The sequence below is a fragment of the Streptomyces sp. NPDC013157 genome (assembly GCF_042899865.1).
Taxonomy (GTDB): Bacteria; Actinomycetota; Actinomycetes; order Streptomycetales; family Streptomycetaceae; genus Streptomyces.
Window position 1 is genome coordinate 69,299 of record NZ_JBIBAK010000007.1, and the last position, 16,612, is coordinate 85,910.

Annotated in this window: 8 protein-coding genes; 7 read left to right on the forward strand and 1 reads right to left on the reverse strand. The window is 72.1% G+C overall.

The window, feature by feature from the left end; translation table 11 throughout:
• The first annotated feature begins 5 nt into the window (after nt 1-5).
• The 7 genes from ACFY6U_RS21790 (at nt 6) to ACFY6U_RS21820 (ending at nt 11,160) form a co-directional block, all read left to right on the forward strand.
• On the forward strand, nt 6-953 hold the full coding sequence (locus tag ACFY6U_RS21790; RefSeq protein ID WP_390040557.1) for an ornithine carbamoyltransferase: 948 nt from the start codon (nt 6-8) through the stop codon (nt 951-953).
• Nucleotides 950-2,263, forward strand: a complete 1,314-nt coding sequence (locus ACFY6U_RS21795; protein WP_390040559.1) for an MFS transporter — start codon at nt 950-952, stop codon at nt 2,261-2,263. Before ACFY6U_RS21790 ends, ACFY6U_RS21795 begins: the two co-directional genes overlap by 4 nt.
• Nucleotides 2,264-2,344: 81 nt before the next feature.
• Nucleotides 2,345-3,157, forward strand: a complete 813-nt coding sequence (locus tag ACFY6U_RS21800) for a thioesterase II family protein (protein ID WP_390040561.1) — start codon at nt 2,345-2,347, stop codon at nt 3,155-3,157.
• A gap of 1 nt (nt 3,158) precedes the next feature.
• Nucleotides 3,159-4,376, forward strand: coding sequence for a cytochrome P450 (locus ACFY6U_RS21805; RefSeq protein ID WP_390040563.1), 1,218 nt, complete (start codon nt 3,159-3,161; stop codon nt 4,374-4,376).
• Between the two features lie 6 nt (nt 4,377-4,382).
• Nucleotides 4,383-9,470 carry an amino acid adenylation domain-containing protein gene (locus ACFY6U_RS21810; RefSeq protein ID WP_390040565.1) on the forward strand — a complete coding sequence of 1,696 codons (5,088 nt, stop codon included), beginning with the start codon at nt 4,383-4,385 and terminating at the stop codon, nt 9,468-9,470.
• A 38-nt stretch (nt 9,471-9,508) separates the two neighbouring features.
• Nucleotides 9,509-9,820, forward strand: coding sequence for a phosphopantetheine-binding protein (locus ACFY6U_RS21815; RefSeq protein WP_390040567.1), 312 nt, complete (start codon nt 9,509-9,511; stop codon nt 9,818-9,820).
• Nucleotides 9,817-11,160: an NAD(P)/FAD-dependent oxidoreductase gene (locus tag ACFY6U_RS21820; protein WP_390040569.1), complete on the forward strand. Its 1,344-nt coding sequence runs from the start codon at nt 9,817-9,819 to the stop codon at nt 11,158-11,160. Before ACFY6U_RS21815 ends, ACFY6U_RS21820 begins: the two co-directional genes overlap by 4 nt.
• Before the next feature lie 81 nt (nt 11,161-11,241).
• Here the strand turns inward: ACFY6U_RS21820 and ACFY6U_RS21825 are convergent, their stop codons facing one another.
• The gene (locus tag ACFY6U_RS21825) at nt 11,242-16,593 is read right to left on the reverse strand and encodes a type I polyketide synthase (protein ID WP_390040571.1); all 5,352 of its coding nucleotides are present in this window, start codon (nt 16,591-16,593) and stop codon (nt 11,242-11,244) included.
• Nucleotides 16,594-16,612: the final 19 nt, after the last annotated feature.

Below are 16,612 nucleotides of genomic sequence, written 5' to 3' on the forward strand. Positions count from 1 at the left end.
GAGTCATGGGAACCCCTGAGCAGCACCGAAGCCTTCTGTCGACCGACGACCTGACGGACACCGACCTGCGCGCCGTGGTGAACCGGGGTACCGAGCACGCGGCGGGCCGGCCGGACGGCACCCGGGCCCTGGCCGGTGACATCGTCGGTGTCTACTTCCGCATGACCTCCACCCGCACCCGGACCGCGTTCTCCTCCGGTGCCCTGCGGCTCGGCGCGCAGATCATCGCGTACGGTCCCGACGACCTCCAGATCAACACCGGGGAGTCGAGCGAGGACACCGGCAGGGTCTTCGCCCGGATGCTGGACGTGATCGTCGCCAGGACCGGACTTCCGCAGCAGGAACTGGCCGCGTGGGCCGACCCCGAGCGGCTCTGCGTGGTGAACGCCATGACCGCGGAGGAACACCCCACCCAGGCGCTCACCGACCTGACCACGCTCAAGGCCCGCTTCGGCGAGATCGAGGGCCTGCGCGTGGTCTACGTCGGGGAGGGCAACAACACGGCGGCCGCCCTGGCCCTGACCCTGACGCGGTTCCCCGGGGTCCGGTTCGAACTGCGGACGCCACCCGGCTACGGACTCACCAAGGACATCCGGGAGCGCGCGGAGGAGCACGCCCGCCGCAGCGGGGCGTCCGTCGTCGAGCGCCACGACATGGACGCACTGCCGCACGACACCGACGTCTGGTACACCACACGCTGGCAGACCACGGGCACGAGCAAGCCCGATGCCCACTGGCGGGACGTCTTCGCCCCGTTCCAGGTCACGCGGCAGCTGTGGGAGCACAGCCCGAAAGCCGTCTTCATGCACGACCTGCCCGCCCACCGCGGCGACGAGGTCACGGCCGAGGTGCTCGACGGGCCGGCGAGCATCGCCCTGGACCAGGCGGAGAACAAGATGCACAGTGCCATGGCGGTGCTCGAATGGTGCCGCGGCGCGGAGCTCACCGCATGAGTTCCGCGCGGGACACGCCGCTGAAGGAGCCGACGCCACCGACGGCGCCCCTGCGCAAGAACCGTGACTTCCTGAAGCTGTGGACCGGTGCCGGCATATCCATACTCGGCGTGCGGGTCGGCACCGTGGCGTATCCGCTGTTGATGGTCTGGCAGAACGGATCGTCGGTCGACGCGGGTCTGGTGAGCTTCGCCGCGCTCCTTCCCGTGCTGCTCGTCCAACTGCCCGCGGGTGTCATGGTCGACCGCTGGGACCGGCGCCGCACCATGATCGTCTGCGATCTGGTGGGGATCGTGGTGATGGGCAGCGTCGGGGTGGCCCTCCTGTTCGGGCGCGTCAGCCTGCCCCATCTGATGGCGGCGGCCTTCGTCGAGGGCGCGGCGTCGATCTTCTACCGGCTCTCCGAACGGGCCGCGGTCCGCAACGTGGTCCACGAAGACCATCTGCCGGCGGCTCTCTCCCAGAACGAGGCCAGAGGCAGAGCGGCCGGACTCGTGGGACAGCCCCTGGGCAGCTCGCTGTTCGCGCTCTTCCGCGGCTTCCCCTTCCTCTTCACGGCCGTCGGGCACCTGGTCGCCCTGTCGACGCTGCTGCTGATCAGGCAGGACCTCCAGACCGAGCGCACCGCCCCGCCCCGAAAACTGCACGTCGAGCTCGCGGAGGGTTTCGCCTGGCTGCGACGGCAGCGCTTTCTGCGGGCCGCCGTGGGGCTGGTGGCCGGCACCAACATCCTCTTCCAGATCCTCTCGCTCTCCCTGGTCGTGATCATCAAGGACGCCGGCGACTCACCGGCCGTCATCGGCGTCATCGGCATGGTCTCCGGGATCGGCGGCGTGTGCGGCGCGCTGTCCGGATCGTGGTTCGGGAGGCGGTTCTCCGTGTCCACGATCGTGATGGGTGTCTTCGCCGTCTGGACCGTCCTGATGCCGATGGTGGCGCTGACCGCCAACCCCTTCGCCCTGGGCGGGGTGTTCGCCGGGATGACCTTCGGCGGCGCACTGATGAACGTGGCGGCGGGCGTGTACCAGGTCCAGCTCACCCCGGACGAGCTCCAGGGCCGGGTCAGCAGCGTCGCGATGCTGCTCTCCTCGGGGGCGAACTCGCTGGGGCCGCTGATCGGCGGCTTCCTGCTGGGTGCCGTCAGTACGACCGCCACGGTGCTCGGTGTGGGCGTCGTGATGCTCGTGACGCTGATCATCTCGCTGCTCAGCCCGGCGATACGCAGCGCCCCCGCCACGCCCGTGATGACGCCCCCGCCGGAGAAACCCGAGAAGGCCGCAGCTCATAGCCCGGATAGCGAAGAAATATAGAAGCCGCCCGGAAGGTGAAGCCATGGAGATCCCTCACGTCCCGGCGCGGTCCCACCGGCACCGGCGGCCACGGACACGCCGATGACCCATCCGCACGGAAGCTGGTTCCGGTCGTACGTACCGCGCCCCGCGGCGCGGGTGAGGCTGTTCTGTTTCCCGTACGGGGGCGGAGCCGCGAGCGCCTTCCGCGGCTGGGCCGAGGAACTTCCGGACTCGGTCGAACTGGTGGCGGTCCAGTACCCGGGGCGTCAGGACCGGTTCGGCGATCCGAGCCCCACGGGAATCCCCGAGCTCGCCGAGGAGATCGTCCGCGCCCTCGGCCCCCGCTTCGACGTGCCCACCGCCTTCTTCGGGCACAGCATGGGCGGCGTCGTGGCCTACGAGGTCGCCCGCCGGCTCCGGCCCCGCTTCCCCTCCCCGCTCGCCCTGCTCGTGGTCTCGGCCTGCCGCACACCGGCCGACCGTCACCACGCAGGCCTGCGCTTCGAGGAGGACGAGATGCGCGCCTACATCCAGTCGCTCGGCGGATCCGGCGCCAAGGCCCTGGACGACGAGGCCGTCTGGCAGCTGGCCGGCCCGGTGATCCGTAACGACCTCGGCTGGACGGAGGCGTACCGGTACCTGCCCGGGGCCCCGCTGACCTGCCCGATCACGGCCGTGGCGGGTGACCGGGACCCGGCCGCCACCCCCCAGGACATGGAGCTGTGGAAGAACTACACCATCGCCGGCGCCGACACCCATGTCCTTCCCGGCGGTCACTTCTACTTCGAGGACGGCCTCCCGCGGCTCGCCGCACTCCTCGCCGGGAAGCTGACCGCCGCCGACGCGCCGGCACCGGCCGCGCCGGCACCGGCCGCGCCGACATCCTCCGCACCGACAGGGAACCGGTCGTAGCATGTCCGACTCGCAGACCCCGAGCCTGCTCAACCTCTTCACCCCGCCGTGGTCCTCGACCCCGTACGGCACCTACGACTTCTACCGGGAGATCCGGGAGAAATCCCCGGTCTACTACGACGAGTGGATGCGCACCTGGGTGATCCTCGGGTACGACGAGATCAGCCGGCTGTCCAAGGACGGCCGCCTGTCCGGGGCACGCATCGACGCCTTTCACGAACAACTGCCCGCCGACGTGCGGGCGGACATCAAGCCCCTCGCGAGCGCGCTCTCGGACATGATGCTGTTCAACGAGCCGCCCCGGCACACCCGGCTGCGCCGGCTGATCAAACCGGGTCTCACCCCCCGCTTCATCCGCGAGATGCGTCCGACCATCGAGAAGCTCGCCGACGAACTCCTCGACCGTGTCGTCGACCAGGGCCACATGGACGTGATCCACGACTTCTCCGAACCGCTGACCCGCGGTGTCATCACCCGGCTCGCCGGAGTCCCCGACCGGGCGGCCCACCTGCTGGAGAACTGGCCCGGACTGCTGCACGAGTTCTTCACCCAGTCACGTGCCGAGATCTCCCGCATCACCGAGCTCAGGGACGCCTTCGACGAGGGCGGCCAGCAGCGCAGGGACGGCACCGGGACGGACCTGTTCACCCGGATCATCGCCGAGCAGCTCCAGCACGGTGACTTCACCGACGACGAGGTCTTCGCCAACTTCCTGCTCCTCATCGACGCGGGACAGGCCACGACCACCCACCTCATCGGCAACGCGGTGCTCGCGCTCATCGGCGCCCCCGACCAGACGGAACTGCTGCGGGAGCGGCCGGACCTCGGCGTCAAGGCCGCCCACGAACTCATGCGCTACGACAGCTCCGTGCAGTTCACCACCCGCGTCGCGCTCACCGACCTCGAGGTCCTCGGCCGGCGCATCCCGAAGGACGACTCCGTCACGCTGGTCCTCGGATCGGGCAACCGCGACCCGAGGCACTACCGGGACCCCGACCGGCTCGACATCACCCGGCCGGCCGCGGACCACCTGTCCTTCGGCCACGGGATCCACTACTGCCTCGGCGCCTCGCTCGCGGTCGCGGAGATCGACGTGGCGCTGCGCAGACTCCTGGAACGCACACGTGGCATGCGGCTCGTCGACACCCGGCCCGAATGGCTCGACAGCATCAACTTCCGGCTCCTCAAACGGCTTCCGGTGACCTTCGACAGGGGATGAATCCACATGCAGGGTGCCGCGCAGTCCTCCGGCATACCGATGACGCACGAACTCGTCAGCCGACGGGCGCGGTCGACGCCGGACGCCGTCGCCGTCGTGGAGGGCGACCGTCACGTCACCCTCCGGGAGCTGGACGAACGCGCCAACCAACTGGCCCACCTGCTGCGGGAGGCGGGCGCCGGACCCGAAGCGCCGGTCGGCGTCTGCCTGCCGCGCGGTACGCGCCAGGTCGTCGCCCTCCTCGCGGTGTGGAAGGCCGGGGCCGGATACGTACCGCTCGACCCCGGGCACCCCGTGCGGCGCACCGCGGCGCTCCTCGCGGAGACGGCCGCAGTGGTCGCTGTCACGGACGAGGCGTTCCAGGACAGCGTCGCCGTGGACGGGGTCCGGCGCGTACTGCTCGACGAGGAGCTGAGCGCGCTGGACGGACGTCCGGTCGGCCTCCCCGAGGTGGACGTCGAGGCCGGGGACTGCGCGTACGTCCTCTACACCTCGGGTTCCACGGGCCGCCCCAAGGGTGTCGTGATCAGCCACGCCGGCATCGGCAACCGTATCGCCTGGGTGGTCGACGCCCATCGGCTGGGCGCCGGCGACCGCGTGCTGCACAAGACGCCGATCACCTTCGACGCCGCGTGCTGGGAGATCTTCGCCCCGCTGGTCAGCGGCGGCACCGTGGTCCTTGCACCGGTCGGCGCGGAGCGCGACCCGGCGGCCATGCTGCGGGCGGTGATCGATCACCGGATCACCGTGCTCCAGGTCGTCCCCTCCGTACTGCGGATGCTGGTGGAGGAGCCGGGCTGGGACGAGTGCACGACACTGCGGCTGCTGTTCTGCGCGGGGGAGCCGCTCCATGCCGAACTGGTGCAGGAGTTCCGCCGCCGTGTCGGCAACTGCGCCGAGAACCTGGTGGTCTGCAACACCTACGGCCCCACCGAGTGCTCCATCGACGTGACCGCGTACGACGTCAACCCACTGCAACGCACCGGCCCCGTGCCCATCGGCACGCCCATCGACGGCATGCGCGTACTGCTTCTCGGCCCTGACGGCAGGCCCGTGCCGCCGGGTGAACGGGGTGAGTTGTGCGCGGCGGGCGTCGGCGTCGCCCGCGGCTACCTCGGCAGGCCCGGTCTGACGGCCGACCGTTTCCTGCCCGACCCCGAGGGTCCGCCGGGAGCGCGCCTGTACCGGACCGGGGACATCGCGCGCCGGCGGGCCGACGGCAATCTCGAGTACCTCGGCCGCGCCGACCACCAGGTCAAGATCAACGGAGTCCGGATCGAGCCCGGTGAGGTGGAGGCCGCTCTGGTGGCGCACGGCGCGGTGCGGGAGGCGGTCGTCGCACCCTTCACCACCCCCGCGGGCACCCTGCGCCTGGCCGCGTACGTACGGCTCGACAGCGCGCGGACCCGCCGGCGCCCACGTCAGGAACGCCACCGGGAACTGACCGGTTTCCTGCGCGGACACCTGCCCGAAAGCCATCTGCCCGCCGTGTACGTCGAGGTGGAACGATTCCCCACCACCTCCAGCGGCAAGCTCGACCGTCTGGCACTGCCCGCGCCGCGCCCCGAGCCGCACCAGGGCGCCGCGCCCGCCGGCCAGGCCGAGCACCTGGTGGCCAAGGTGTGGCGGGACCTGCTCAAGGCGGACGGGTTCGGTGTCCACGACGGATTCTTCGAGCTCGGCGGCTCCTCGCTCCAGCTGATCCGGCTCGCCAACCGGCTGCGCGCCGAGTCGGGCCGGCCGATCGAGCTGTCCCAGCTGCTGACCGCGACCACGGTGGCGGCCCAGGCCCGGCTGCTCGACGCGGACCGGGACGTGACCCCTCCGGTCCGCGCGGTCCCCCGAACCGGCACCCTGCCGCTCTCACCGGGACAGCGCAGGCTCTGGGTCCTGGACCGGATCGAACCGGGCAGCAGAGAGTGGGTGACCGGCCTCTTTCTGAGCGTTCCCGCGGGCGTCGGTGAAACCACCGTACGGCGGGCCCTGGACGCGCTCGCCGCGCGGCACGAGAGTCTGCGCACCCGGATCGTCACCGAGGACGGCGAGCCGGTGCAGGTCGTCGACGAGCCGGGCCCGGTGGAACTGCGTACGGTGCGCGCCCCCCGCGCGCGGGCGGGTGCCGTCGTGGAGGAGGACGCGGAGCACGGATTCGACCTGGAGCGCGGCCCGATGGTCCGCGCCGTACTCGTCGTCGCCCCCGACGGGACCGGCGGCACCGACGACGTCGCTGCTGCCGCCGCCGACTCCGCTGACAGGAGTGGCGTCCTCGCCCTGCTGACCCACCACATCGCCGGCGACGCCTGGTCGGCGACGATCCTGCGCCGTGAGTTCTACGAGATCCTCGACGCTCTCCTGGCGGAACGCCCCGCCCGGCTCGACCCGCTGCCCGTCCAGTACGCCGACTACGCGGCCTGGCAGCGCGAGCACCTCACGGACGACGTCGTCGAGCGCGAACTCAAGCACTGGAAAGGCGTGTTGAGCGGCGCCGAACCGTTTGCCCCGCGACCGGACCGGGCCCGGCCCCCGGCCAGGGACGCACGCGGCTCCGTGGTGACCTTCACCGTGCCCGCGGCCGTGGCCCGCCCGCTCACCGAACTGGGCCAGCGCCGCGGTGCCTCGCCGTTCATGACCCTGCTCACCGTCTTCTCGACCCTGCTCGCGCGCCACACCGGCCAGTGGGACGGCACGATCGGCACCCCGGTGGCGGGCCGTGAACGCCCCGAGTTCGAAGGGGTGGTCGGCTTCTTCCTGAACAGCCTCGTGCTGCGCACGCCGCTGGCCGGAGCGCTCACCTTCGAGCAGGCCCTGGACCGGGTGCGGGACACGTGCAGGGACGCCTTCGCCCACCAGGACCTGCCCTTCGACCGGCTGGTCGCCGAACTCGCCCCGGAGCGGGAGCTGTCGCGGACCCCTCTCTACCAGGTGGCCTTCGACTTCCACGACGAGGAGCTCACCGGATCCCCGGCCGAGGCCGACGACATGGACCTGGTCGTCGACGTGTCGACGGTCGCGAAGACGGACCTGACCCTGTACATGCGCCGCCAGCAGGACGGCACGGTGATCGGCGCCCTGGAGTACGCGACCGCCCTGTTCGACCGGTCCACCGTCGAGCGTCTCGCCGGCCACTTCCAGGAACTGCTCCGCTCCTGCGCGGCCGGGCCGGGCCGGCGCCTGGACGCGCTCGACCTCCTGACCGCGGACGAACGGCTGCACCTGACCGACTGGAGCGGCACGCCCGCCGCCCCGGTCACCGCCACCGTCACCGAGCTTTTCGAGGAACGCGCCGCCGCGACCCCCGACGCGACCGCCCTGGTCACCGACGGCACCACCGTGTCGTACGCGGAACTGGACGCGCGGGCCAACCGCCTCGCCCACCATCTGCGGGGACTGGGCGTGGGCCCCGAGTCCGTGGTGGGCGTCCTGCTCGACCGCGGTGCCGAACTGCCCACCGCCCTGCTCGCCGTGTGGAAGGCGGGGGGCGCCTATCTGCCCCTCGACCCGGGCTTCCCCGCGGACCGTGTCCACCAGACCCTCGAGGCCGCCGCGGCACGGGTCCTCGTGACCTCGTCCGCGCACCGCGCCCGGCTCGGGGCGGACCACGACACGCGGCACGTCCTCGTGGACGGACACGCCGCCGCGATCGCGGACGAGTCCGGCCGGCGCCCCGACCGCACCCCGGACATGGACCAGCTGGCGTACCTGATCTACACCTCCGGCTCCACCGGCCGCCCCAAGGGCGTGCAGATCACCCACCGCGGCCTGGCCAACCACATCCGCTGGGCGGTCGACGAGCTGGCCGCGGCCGGCACCGGAGGCGGCGCGCTGTTCTCCTCCGTCGCCTTCGACCTCGTCGTGCCGAATCTCTGGGCGCCCCTGGTCGCCGGACAGCCACTGCACCTGCTGCCCCAGGACCTGGACCTCGCCGAACTGGGCGCTCTGCTCCAGGCCGCCGCGCCGCTGAGCTTCCTCAAGCTCACCCCCGGGCATCTGGAGATCCTCGCGCAGCAGATCGCGCCGGAGCGGATGACCGGTCTGGCCGGGAAGATCGTGGCCGCAGGCGAGGCGCTACCCGTGGCCACGGCGGAGCACTGGGCGCGCGCCCTGGGCGAGGGACGGCTCATCAACGAGTACGGGCCCACCGAGGCATCCGTCGGCACCTGCGTCCACCCGGTGACGGCCCCCCTGGAGGGCGATTCCGTGCCCATCGGGCGCCCGTTGCCCGGCATGAGCGCGTACGTCCTGGACGCGCTGCTGAGCCCGCTGCCCGTGGGGGCCGTGGGGGAGCTGTACGTCGGCGGGACCGGTGTCGCACGCGGCTACGCCGGACAGGCGGGGCTCACCGCGGAACGGTTCCTGCCGGACCCGTACGGCCCGCCGGGCGCCCGCCTCTATCGCACCGGCGACCTGGTGCGACTGCTGCCCGGCGGCTCCGTCGACTTCGTCGGACGGCGGGACGGGCAGGTCAAGATCCGCGGATACCGCGTGGAGCTGGGCGAGATCGCGGCCGTCCTGCGCGAGCATCCGGCCGTACGCGACGCGGTGGCCGTCACCGAGGAGGCTCCGCAGGGGGGCACGGCCGTGATCGCCTACTGGGTTCCCGCGGCGCAGGCGGACCCGCAGCCCGACGTGCAGCGGGAGCTGACGGAGCACTGCGCGAAGCGGCTGCCCGCGTACATGATCCCAAGCTCGTTCACCCCGCTCGACGCCCTTCCGCTGACCGCCAACGGGAAGCTGGACCGGGCGGCGCTGCCGAGGCCGGCCGAGGCGGCGCAGGGCGAACTCGTCGCCCCGCGCGGCGTCGTCGAGGAGCGGATCGCCGAGATCTTCACCGACCTGCTGGGCACCCCGGCCGGAGCGGACAGCCACTTCTTCCACAGCGGTGGCAACTCGATTCTCGCGATCCGTCTGATCGCGCAGATCCAGACGGCGTTCGACATCGACTTCCCCACCCGTGCCGTCTTCGAGTCCGGCACGGTCGCCGGGCTCGCCGAGGTGGTGGAAGCGGCAGTCCGGGCCGAGATCGACCTGCTGTCGGAGGAAGAACTCACGACGCAGGCGCTGGCGCCGGACGTGCAGCGCACGACGGAACGGTAATGCGGGCGCGTCCCGCTCAGCGCAGAAGGTGGATGACGATGGCCGAAGCGAAGACCGTGCACAGCGAGCGCAGTGAGGACGCCTACGCGTCCGCACTCCTCACATTCATCGGAGAGGAGTTCCTCCAGGAGGACGAGCGGGCCGGACTGGACGCCACCACCCCGCTCATGGAGACAGGCATCCTCGACTCGTTGAGAGTCGCGCTCCTGCTGTCCTACATACGCGACGAACTGGGCCTCTACGTCTCCCCGGCCAAGATGGACACCAAGCACTTCCAGGACGTCAGGACCATCGCGGGCATGCTCGCCGAACTGGCCGTGGACACCGCCGGCGAAGGGAACGTGGCATGAGCGCCGATTTCGACGTCGCCGTGATCGGCGGCGGGCCCGCGGGCTCGACCATCGCCTCCTACCTCGCCAGGGCCGGGCTGTCCGTCGCCGTCTTCGAGAGCGAGACCTTCCCGCGCCCGCACGTCGGCGAGTCCCTGGTGCCCGCGACCACGCCGGTCCTGCACGAGATCGACGCGCTGGACAAGATCGACGAGGCGGGCTTCCCCAAGAAGTTCGGCGCCTCGTGGACCTCCGCCGAGTCGCGCGACATCCCGAACCTGGGGTACAGCGGGCTCAGCCACGGCTGGACCGCAGACATCCAGTTCGTCGAACGCAATCAGCCGGGCGTCGACCGCGACTACACCTTCCACGTGGACCGCGGGAAGTTCGACGCCATCCTGCTGCGGCACGCCGACGAACAGGGCGCCACCGTCTTCAACGGGGTCCGGGTCTCCAAGGTGGACTTCACCGATCCCGACCTGGTGCGGCTGACCTGCCGACTGGCCGCCAAGGACCTCGACTTCACCGCGCGCATGGTCGTCGACGCCTCGGGCCGCCAGACGCTCCTCGGCCGCCAGCTCAAGGTGAAGGTGTCCGACCCGGTCTTCGACCAGTACGCCATCCACACCTGGTTCGAGGGTCTCGACCGGGACGCGCTGGCGGGCGATGCCACCCAGGTCGACCACATCTTCGTGCACTTCCTGCCCATCAAGGACACCTGGCTGTGGCAGATCCCGATCACCGACACCGTCACCAGCGTGGGCGTCGTCACGCAGAAGAAGCGGTTCGCCGAGGCCAACGCCGACCGCGAGAAGTTCTTCTGGGACTTCGTCTCCAGCCGCCCCGACCTGTACGACGCCCTCAAGAACGCCCGCCGGGTCCGCCCCTTCAAGCCGGAGGGCGACTACAGCTATGCGATGCGGCAGATCTGCGGCGACCGCTTCATCCTGATCGGCGACGCGGCACGGTTCGTCGACCCGATCTTCTCCAGCGGTGTCAGTGTCGCCCTGAACAGCGCCCGTATCGCCGCCCAGGACATCATCGCGGCCCATGAGGCGGGCGACTTCGGCAGGCAGCGCTTCGAGACGTACGAGACCAAGCTGCGCCGCGCGGTGAAGTACTGGTACGAGTTCATCTCCATCTACTACCGCCTGAACGTGCTGTTCACCGCCTTCGTACAGGACCCGCGCTACCGCATCGACGTGCTGAAGATGCTCCAGGGCGACGTGTACGACGGCGAGGAGCCCAAGGCCCTGCGGGCCATGCGCGAGGTGGTCGCGGAGGTGGAGAACAACCCCGACCACCTGTGGCACCCGTACCTGGGCACCCTGCGGGCCCCGACCTCGGCGCCCGCCTTCTGACCCGACGCGGCAGCCTGTGACACAGCGATCCGCCCCGTGCTCCGAGCGCGGGGCGGATCGCTGTGTCACGGCGGGCATCGGTCAGGGCATGGGCGCGAGCCCCTCCTCCACGGTCGCGTCCTCGTCCGCCACGGGGGTCAGCAGCTGGGCCACGTGGCCCGCGATGGCGGTCACGGTGGGCTGGTGCCACAGCAGCGTCGCCGGCAGCTTCAGGCCGAACCGCTTCTCCAGACGGCGGCGCACGACGATGGTCATCACCGAGTCGAGCCCCTGCTCCACCAGCGACCTGCGGACGTCCAGCGAAGCCAACGGCAGCTGCATCTCGCCGGCGACCTGCGCCGCGACCTCCTCCCGGAGCCGCTCCCGGAGCTGCTCGAGGGGCAGATCCGCGAAGGACACGGCGTCCTGCCGCGGACCCGGGGCGCCGGCCGGCTCCTCGACGGAGATCTCACGCAGGACGGGCAGCCGTTCCGTACCCGGCTCCACCGGCACGGTACGCAGCACCGGATAGCAGCCGGCCCCGCGGCGCGCGGCGAACTCCCAGGCACTGAAGGCCTCGGACACCGAGATGTCGGTGACGCCCCGCTCGCGCAGCTCCAGATCGACGACCTCGTTGACCGCCATGCCCTGCCCGCGCCACGACGTCCAGGCGAAACTGATCGTGTCCGCGGCGCCGTGCGGGCCGGCGAGGCTGTTGCGGTACGCCGCGAGGGAGTCGAGGAAGCTGTTGGCGGAGCCGTAACCGGCCTGGCCGGGAAGCCCGAGCAACTGGCCGCAGGACGAGAAGAGCACGAAGAAGTCCACGCTGCCGGGCGGGAACTGCTGGTGCAGCGCCCACGCGCCGTCCGCCTTGGGACGCATCACCCGCCGCAGGGACGCCTCGTCGACGTCGTCGGCCATCCGGTTGTCGAGCACGCCCGCCGCGTGCACGATCCCGCGGACGGCCGGCAGACCAAGCGCGTCCGGGGTGAGCTGCCGCGCGACCGCGTCGGCGTCGGCGACGTCGAGCGCCACCGTGCGGACGGTGACCCCCTGAGCCTCCAGGGCACGTACCCCTTCGATCCGGTGGCGCACGGCCTCGTCGTCGACGGAGTCCCAGTCGGACCGCGGCGGCAGCGCAGTGCGCCCGGCCAGGACCAGGCGTCGCGCCCCCCGCTCGGCGAGCCAGTGGGCGACTTCGAGGCCGAGCACACCGAGCCCTCCGGTGATCAGATACGTCCCGTCGGGCCGGCAGGTCACCGGGGCGTGTGCGGCCTCCCGCCGGGTCCGGACGAGTCGCGCCGCCTCGGCGGTACCGCCGCGCACCGTGATGACGTCCTCGGCCGGAGCGGCTCGCAGCACCTCCAGGAGCGTGCCGGCCTCCGCGGCGTCCGCCTCGCCCAAGTCGACGACGCCGCCCCACAGTTCACCGTGCTCACCCGCGAGCACCCGGGACAGACCCCACAGCGGGGCGTGTGCGAGCCGGGCCTCGTCGTGGCTCTCCCGGACGCCGCGGGTCACGCACCACAGCCGGGGGAGGTGCGCGGTACCCAGGCCGGCCAGGCACTGGGCCGCGCGCAGCAGCAGCCAGGCATGGCCGGCGGCGGCCTCCGGCGGCGCACCCGCCGCGGTACCGGGCGCCACCAGCACGTCCACGGACTTGTCGAGGCCGTCCAGCCCCGCCAGCTCGCCGGGATCGGGCACAGTACGCACCCGCGCCCCGCGTTCGGCGAGGCGCTCGGCGAGCGCCGACGCGAAAGCCCCGTCGCCGTTGCCGACGACGACCACGTCCCGGTGGGCGGGAAGCGCGCCCTCCACCGCGGACAGTCCGAGCGGACGCCAGGTCAGCTCGTGCACAAGTTCCTGGGGCGGGGCCGTCAGCACGGTGTCCTGGCCGAGCGAGCTGTAGCGCACCCCGGTGAGCGCGGCGACCACCCGTCCCGCCTCGTCCGCGACGAACACGTCCACCGTGTCCTGCGCCGGATCGTGGGCGACGTGGATGTCCACGGCGTCGGGGACCGCGCCGACCGTCCGCACCCGTCCCACGTGCGCCACCATCCGCAGGGCCGCGGGCCCGGGGTAGGCGGAGGGTGCGACGGAGAGGGCGGCGTCGAAGACCGGCGCCCAGGTGGCGGCGGAGTGCTCCGGCTGCGGAGCGCGTACCCGGGCGCGCAGCGATCCCGCGCCGCGCAGGAGGTCGTCGACGGTCCAGTCGAACCCCATGGAGGGGACGCCGACCGAGGCCAGATGGCGCAGGATCTCGCCCGGGTCGGCGGGCGCGGCGTCCGGCGCGGGCCGCGGCAGCCGCTCGGGCAGCGTGAAGGCGTCGTCCCCGGCGGAGACGGAGGCGGAGGTGTGGGTGAGCCATGCCTCGTCGCTGTCCGCCGCCCGGGAGGCGAGGTACAGCGTGGAACCGTCATGGACGACCTGGAGCTCACGTCGCCGGTCCACGGTCAGCGGCAGCCGCAGCGCCACCTCGTCCAGCGCCCGGGGGCCTTCGCCGTGGCCGTCGAGCGCGCCCAGGAAGGTGTTGAGGAGGACGGCGGCGGGCACGATCTCCGTTCCGTTGATGGTGTGCGAGCCCGGGTAGGGGCGGTTGGCGTCGTCCAGCTCGGTGCGCCACAACCGCATCGCACGCCCGGCCACGGGGACGGGCGCACCACGCAACTCATGGGCGTCCACGTCGTGCTGGCACCCATGGCCGGACCCCTGGAGGGTTGACTCGCGCCAGTGCGCGGCGCGCTGCCAGGCCACGTGCGGCAGTGCCACGAGCTCGCCCGTCGGCTGCAGCCTCGTCCAGTCGACGTCGATGCCGTGGCAGTGCGCGTCGCCGAGCGCGACGAGCAGGCTGAGCGGCTCGGGCCGGTTGCGGCGCAGTGTCGACCCGACGAAGGCGTCATCGAGCTCGAGGCCACCGAGGGTCTCACCGATCGAGTGGGCCACCACGGGGTGCGCGGAGACCTCGAGGAACGACCGGTGCCCGTCCTCCGCGGCGGCGTTCACCGCCGCCGCGAGGCGCACCGGGTTGCGCAGGTTGGCCGCCCAGTAGGCGCCGTCCGCAGCCGGTGTCGTCCGGGGGTCGGCCAGGGCGGTGGAGTACATCGGGATGTCCGGGGTCCGCCGCGGCAGATCGTCGGCGGCCGCGGCGAGTTCGGCCAGCAGCGGGTCCATGTGCGGGCTGTGGAAGGCCACGTCGGAGGCGACCTTGCGCACGTCCACTCCCTCGTTCTGCCACGCGTCGAACAGGGCCGCCACCGCCTCGCGGTCGCCCGACACGACGGTGGACTCCGGGGAGGCCTGGATAGCGGCGACGACATCGCCGCGGCCCGCGAGGCGCTGCGAGGTCTCCTCCCAGGACAGGGCCGCCATGAACATCGCACCCTGCCCCGCCGCCCGCCGCAGCAGCCGCGAGCGGCGGCAGATCAACCGGGCGCCGTCCTGCGCGGTGAGCGCGCCCGCGGTGACGGCCGCCGCGATCTCACCGACGGAATGCCCGATGACGGCGGTCGGCACGGCGCCGTAGGAACGCCATACGGCGGCCAGACCGATCTGCATCGCGAAGATCATGGTCTGGATGCGGTCGACGGACTCGAAGTCCCCGTCGTCGAGCACCTGCCGGGGCGAGAAGCCGATCTCCTCCAGGAACACCGGCTCGAGCTCGTCGACCGCGGCCGCGAACGCCGGTTCCGTCTCCAGCAGCTCCCGGCCCATTCCGACCCATTGGGACCCGTGCCCGGAGAACACCCAGACGGTCTCCGAACCCGCCGCACTCGACGCCCCGGGCGCCGTTCCGGTCGGCGTCTCGCGCGACTCCTCCTCGGCGGCGATGCCCCGCAGCTTGGCGACGAGGTCCTCCCGGTCGCCGGCCACGACACCGGCCCGCACGTCCAGATGCGAACGGCGCAACGCGAGGGTGTGGCCCACCGACGCCAGGGGCACGTCACGGCCGGCGCCCGTCAGCCAGTCGGCGAGGTCGGCCGCGTACTCGCGCAGTGCGGCCCTGGACCGGGCGGACAGCGGGAACAGCCGCGGCGAGGCGCCGTCCCCGGGAGCCCGATCGGCGTCCGTGGCCTCGCCCGCGCGGCTCGGCTCGGCGGGTGCGGGAGCCTGCTCCAGCAGGATGTGCGCGATGGTGCCGCCGTATCCGAAGCCGGAGACACCGGCCCGGCGCGGGCGTTCACGTGCGGGCCAGGGGGTGGGCTCGGTGACGACCCGCAGCCCGTTGCCGGCCCAGTCGATCGCCGGGTTGCCGTCGCTGAAGTTCAGGCTCGGCGGAATCTCGCCGTGATGCAGGGCGAGAGTGGCCTTGAGCAGACCGGCGACGCCCGCCCCCGCCTCCAGATGGCCGATGTTGGGCTTCACGGAGCCGATCAGACATGGGTCGTCGGCCGGCCTGCCCTGCCCGTACACAGCGCTGAGCGCGCCCGCCTCCAGGGGATCGCCCACCGCGGTCCCGGTGCCGTGCGCCTCGATGTAGTCGACCGTGGACGGGGCGACTCCCGTGCGCCGGCAGGTCTCTTCGAGCAGCTGCCGCTGCGCGCTGCCGCTGGGCGCCATGATCCCGTTCGTACGGCCGTCCTGCTGGACCCCGCTGCCGCGGATGACGGCGAGGACCCGGTCCCCGTCGCGCTGAGCGTCGGACAGGAGCTTGAGGACCAGGACGGCCCCGCCCTCGCCCCGTCCGTAACCGTCGGCCGAGGCGTCGAAGGACTTGCTGCGTCCGTCGGGGGAGGTGGCGCCCGCGGCCTTCAGGGTCACCGAAAGACCGGGCGAGACGATGAGGTTGACGCCCCCGACGAGCGCCACCGAGCTCTCACCCGCACGCAGGCTCTGGCAGGCGAGGTGGGTGGCGACGAGCGAGGCCGAGCAGGCGGTGTCCACCGCGAGGCTGGGCCCGTGCAGGTCCAGCGCGTACGAGATGCGGTTGGCGACCGCGCACATGGCGCTGCCGATGCCGGTCCAGGCCTCGATGTTGGGCAGGTCCTCCAGGAGCCGGCGGCCGTAGTCGTCCGAGCCGACACCGACGAAGACCCCGGTGTCGCTGCCGGCGAGGCCGACGGGCGGGACACCGGCGTGCTCCAGGGCCTCCCAGACCAGTTCGAGCAGGATCCGCTGCTGCGGATCCATCAGTTCGGCCTCGCGGGGGGTCAGTCCGAAGAACGCGGCGTCGAAGCCCTTGATGTCGGACAGGAACCCGGCGGGCAGGTCGGCACGCCGTACCGCCGACGCGTGCTCGGGGCCCAGGCGGCGGTAGCCCTCCCAGCGGTCCTGGGGCATGGGGCCGATTCCGTCCCGGCCGGAGAGCAGCAGATCCCAGAACGCGGCGGGGGAGTCGCCCTGTCCCGCGAAACGGCAGCCCGCACCGATCACGGCGACGGGTTCGAGAGGGGCCGGAGTGCGGTTCTCGCCGTTCGGACCGCTCTCATCGGTGTTCGGGCCAGATCGTGTGGGCACGATCACGTCGTCTCCTTGC

Coding starts and splice junctions, on each gene's coding strand:
- ACFY6U_RS21795 (WP_390040559.1), top strand. CDS start 950: ATGAGTTCCGCGCGGGACACGCCGCTGAAGGAGCCGACGCCACCGACG.
- ACFY6U_RS21820 (WP_390040569.1), top strand. CDS start 9,817: ATGAGCGCCGATTTCGACGTCGCCGTGATCGGCGGCGGGCCCGCGGGC.
- ACFY6U_RS21810 (WP_390040565.1), top strand. CDS start 4,383: ATGCAGGGTGCCGCGCAGTCCTCCGGCATACCGATGACGCACGAACTC.
- ACFY6U_RS21790 (WP_390040557.1), top strand. CDS start 6: ATGGGAACCCCTGAGCAGCACCGAAGCCTTCTGTCGACCGACGACCTG.
- ACFY6U_RS21800 (WP_390040561.1), top strand. CDS start 2,345: ATGACCCATCCGCACGGAAGCTGGTTCCGGTCGTACGTACCGCGCCCC.
- ACFY6U_RS21815 (WP_390040567.1), top strand. CDS start 9,509: ATGGCCGAAGCGAAGACCGTGCACAGCGAGCGCAGTGAGGACGCCTAC.
- ACFY6U_RS21805 (WP_390040563.1), top strand. CDS start 3,159: ATGTCCGACTCGCAGACCCCGAGCCTGCTCAACCTCTTCACCCCGCCG.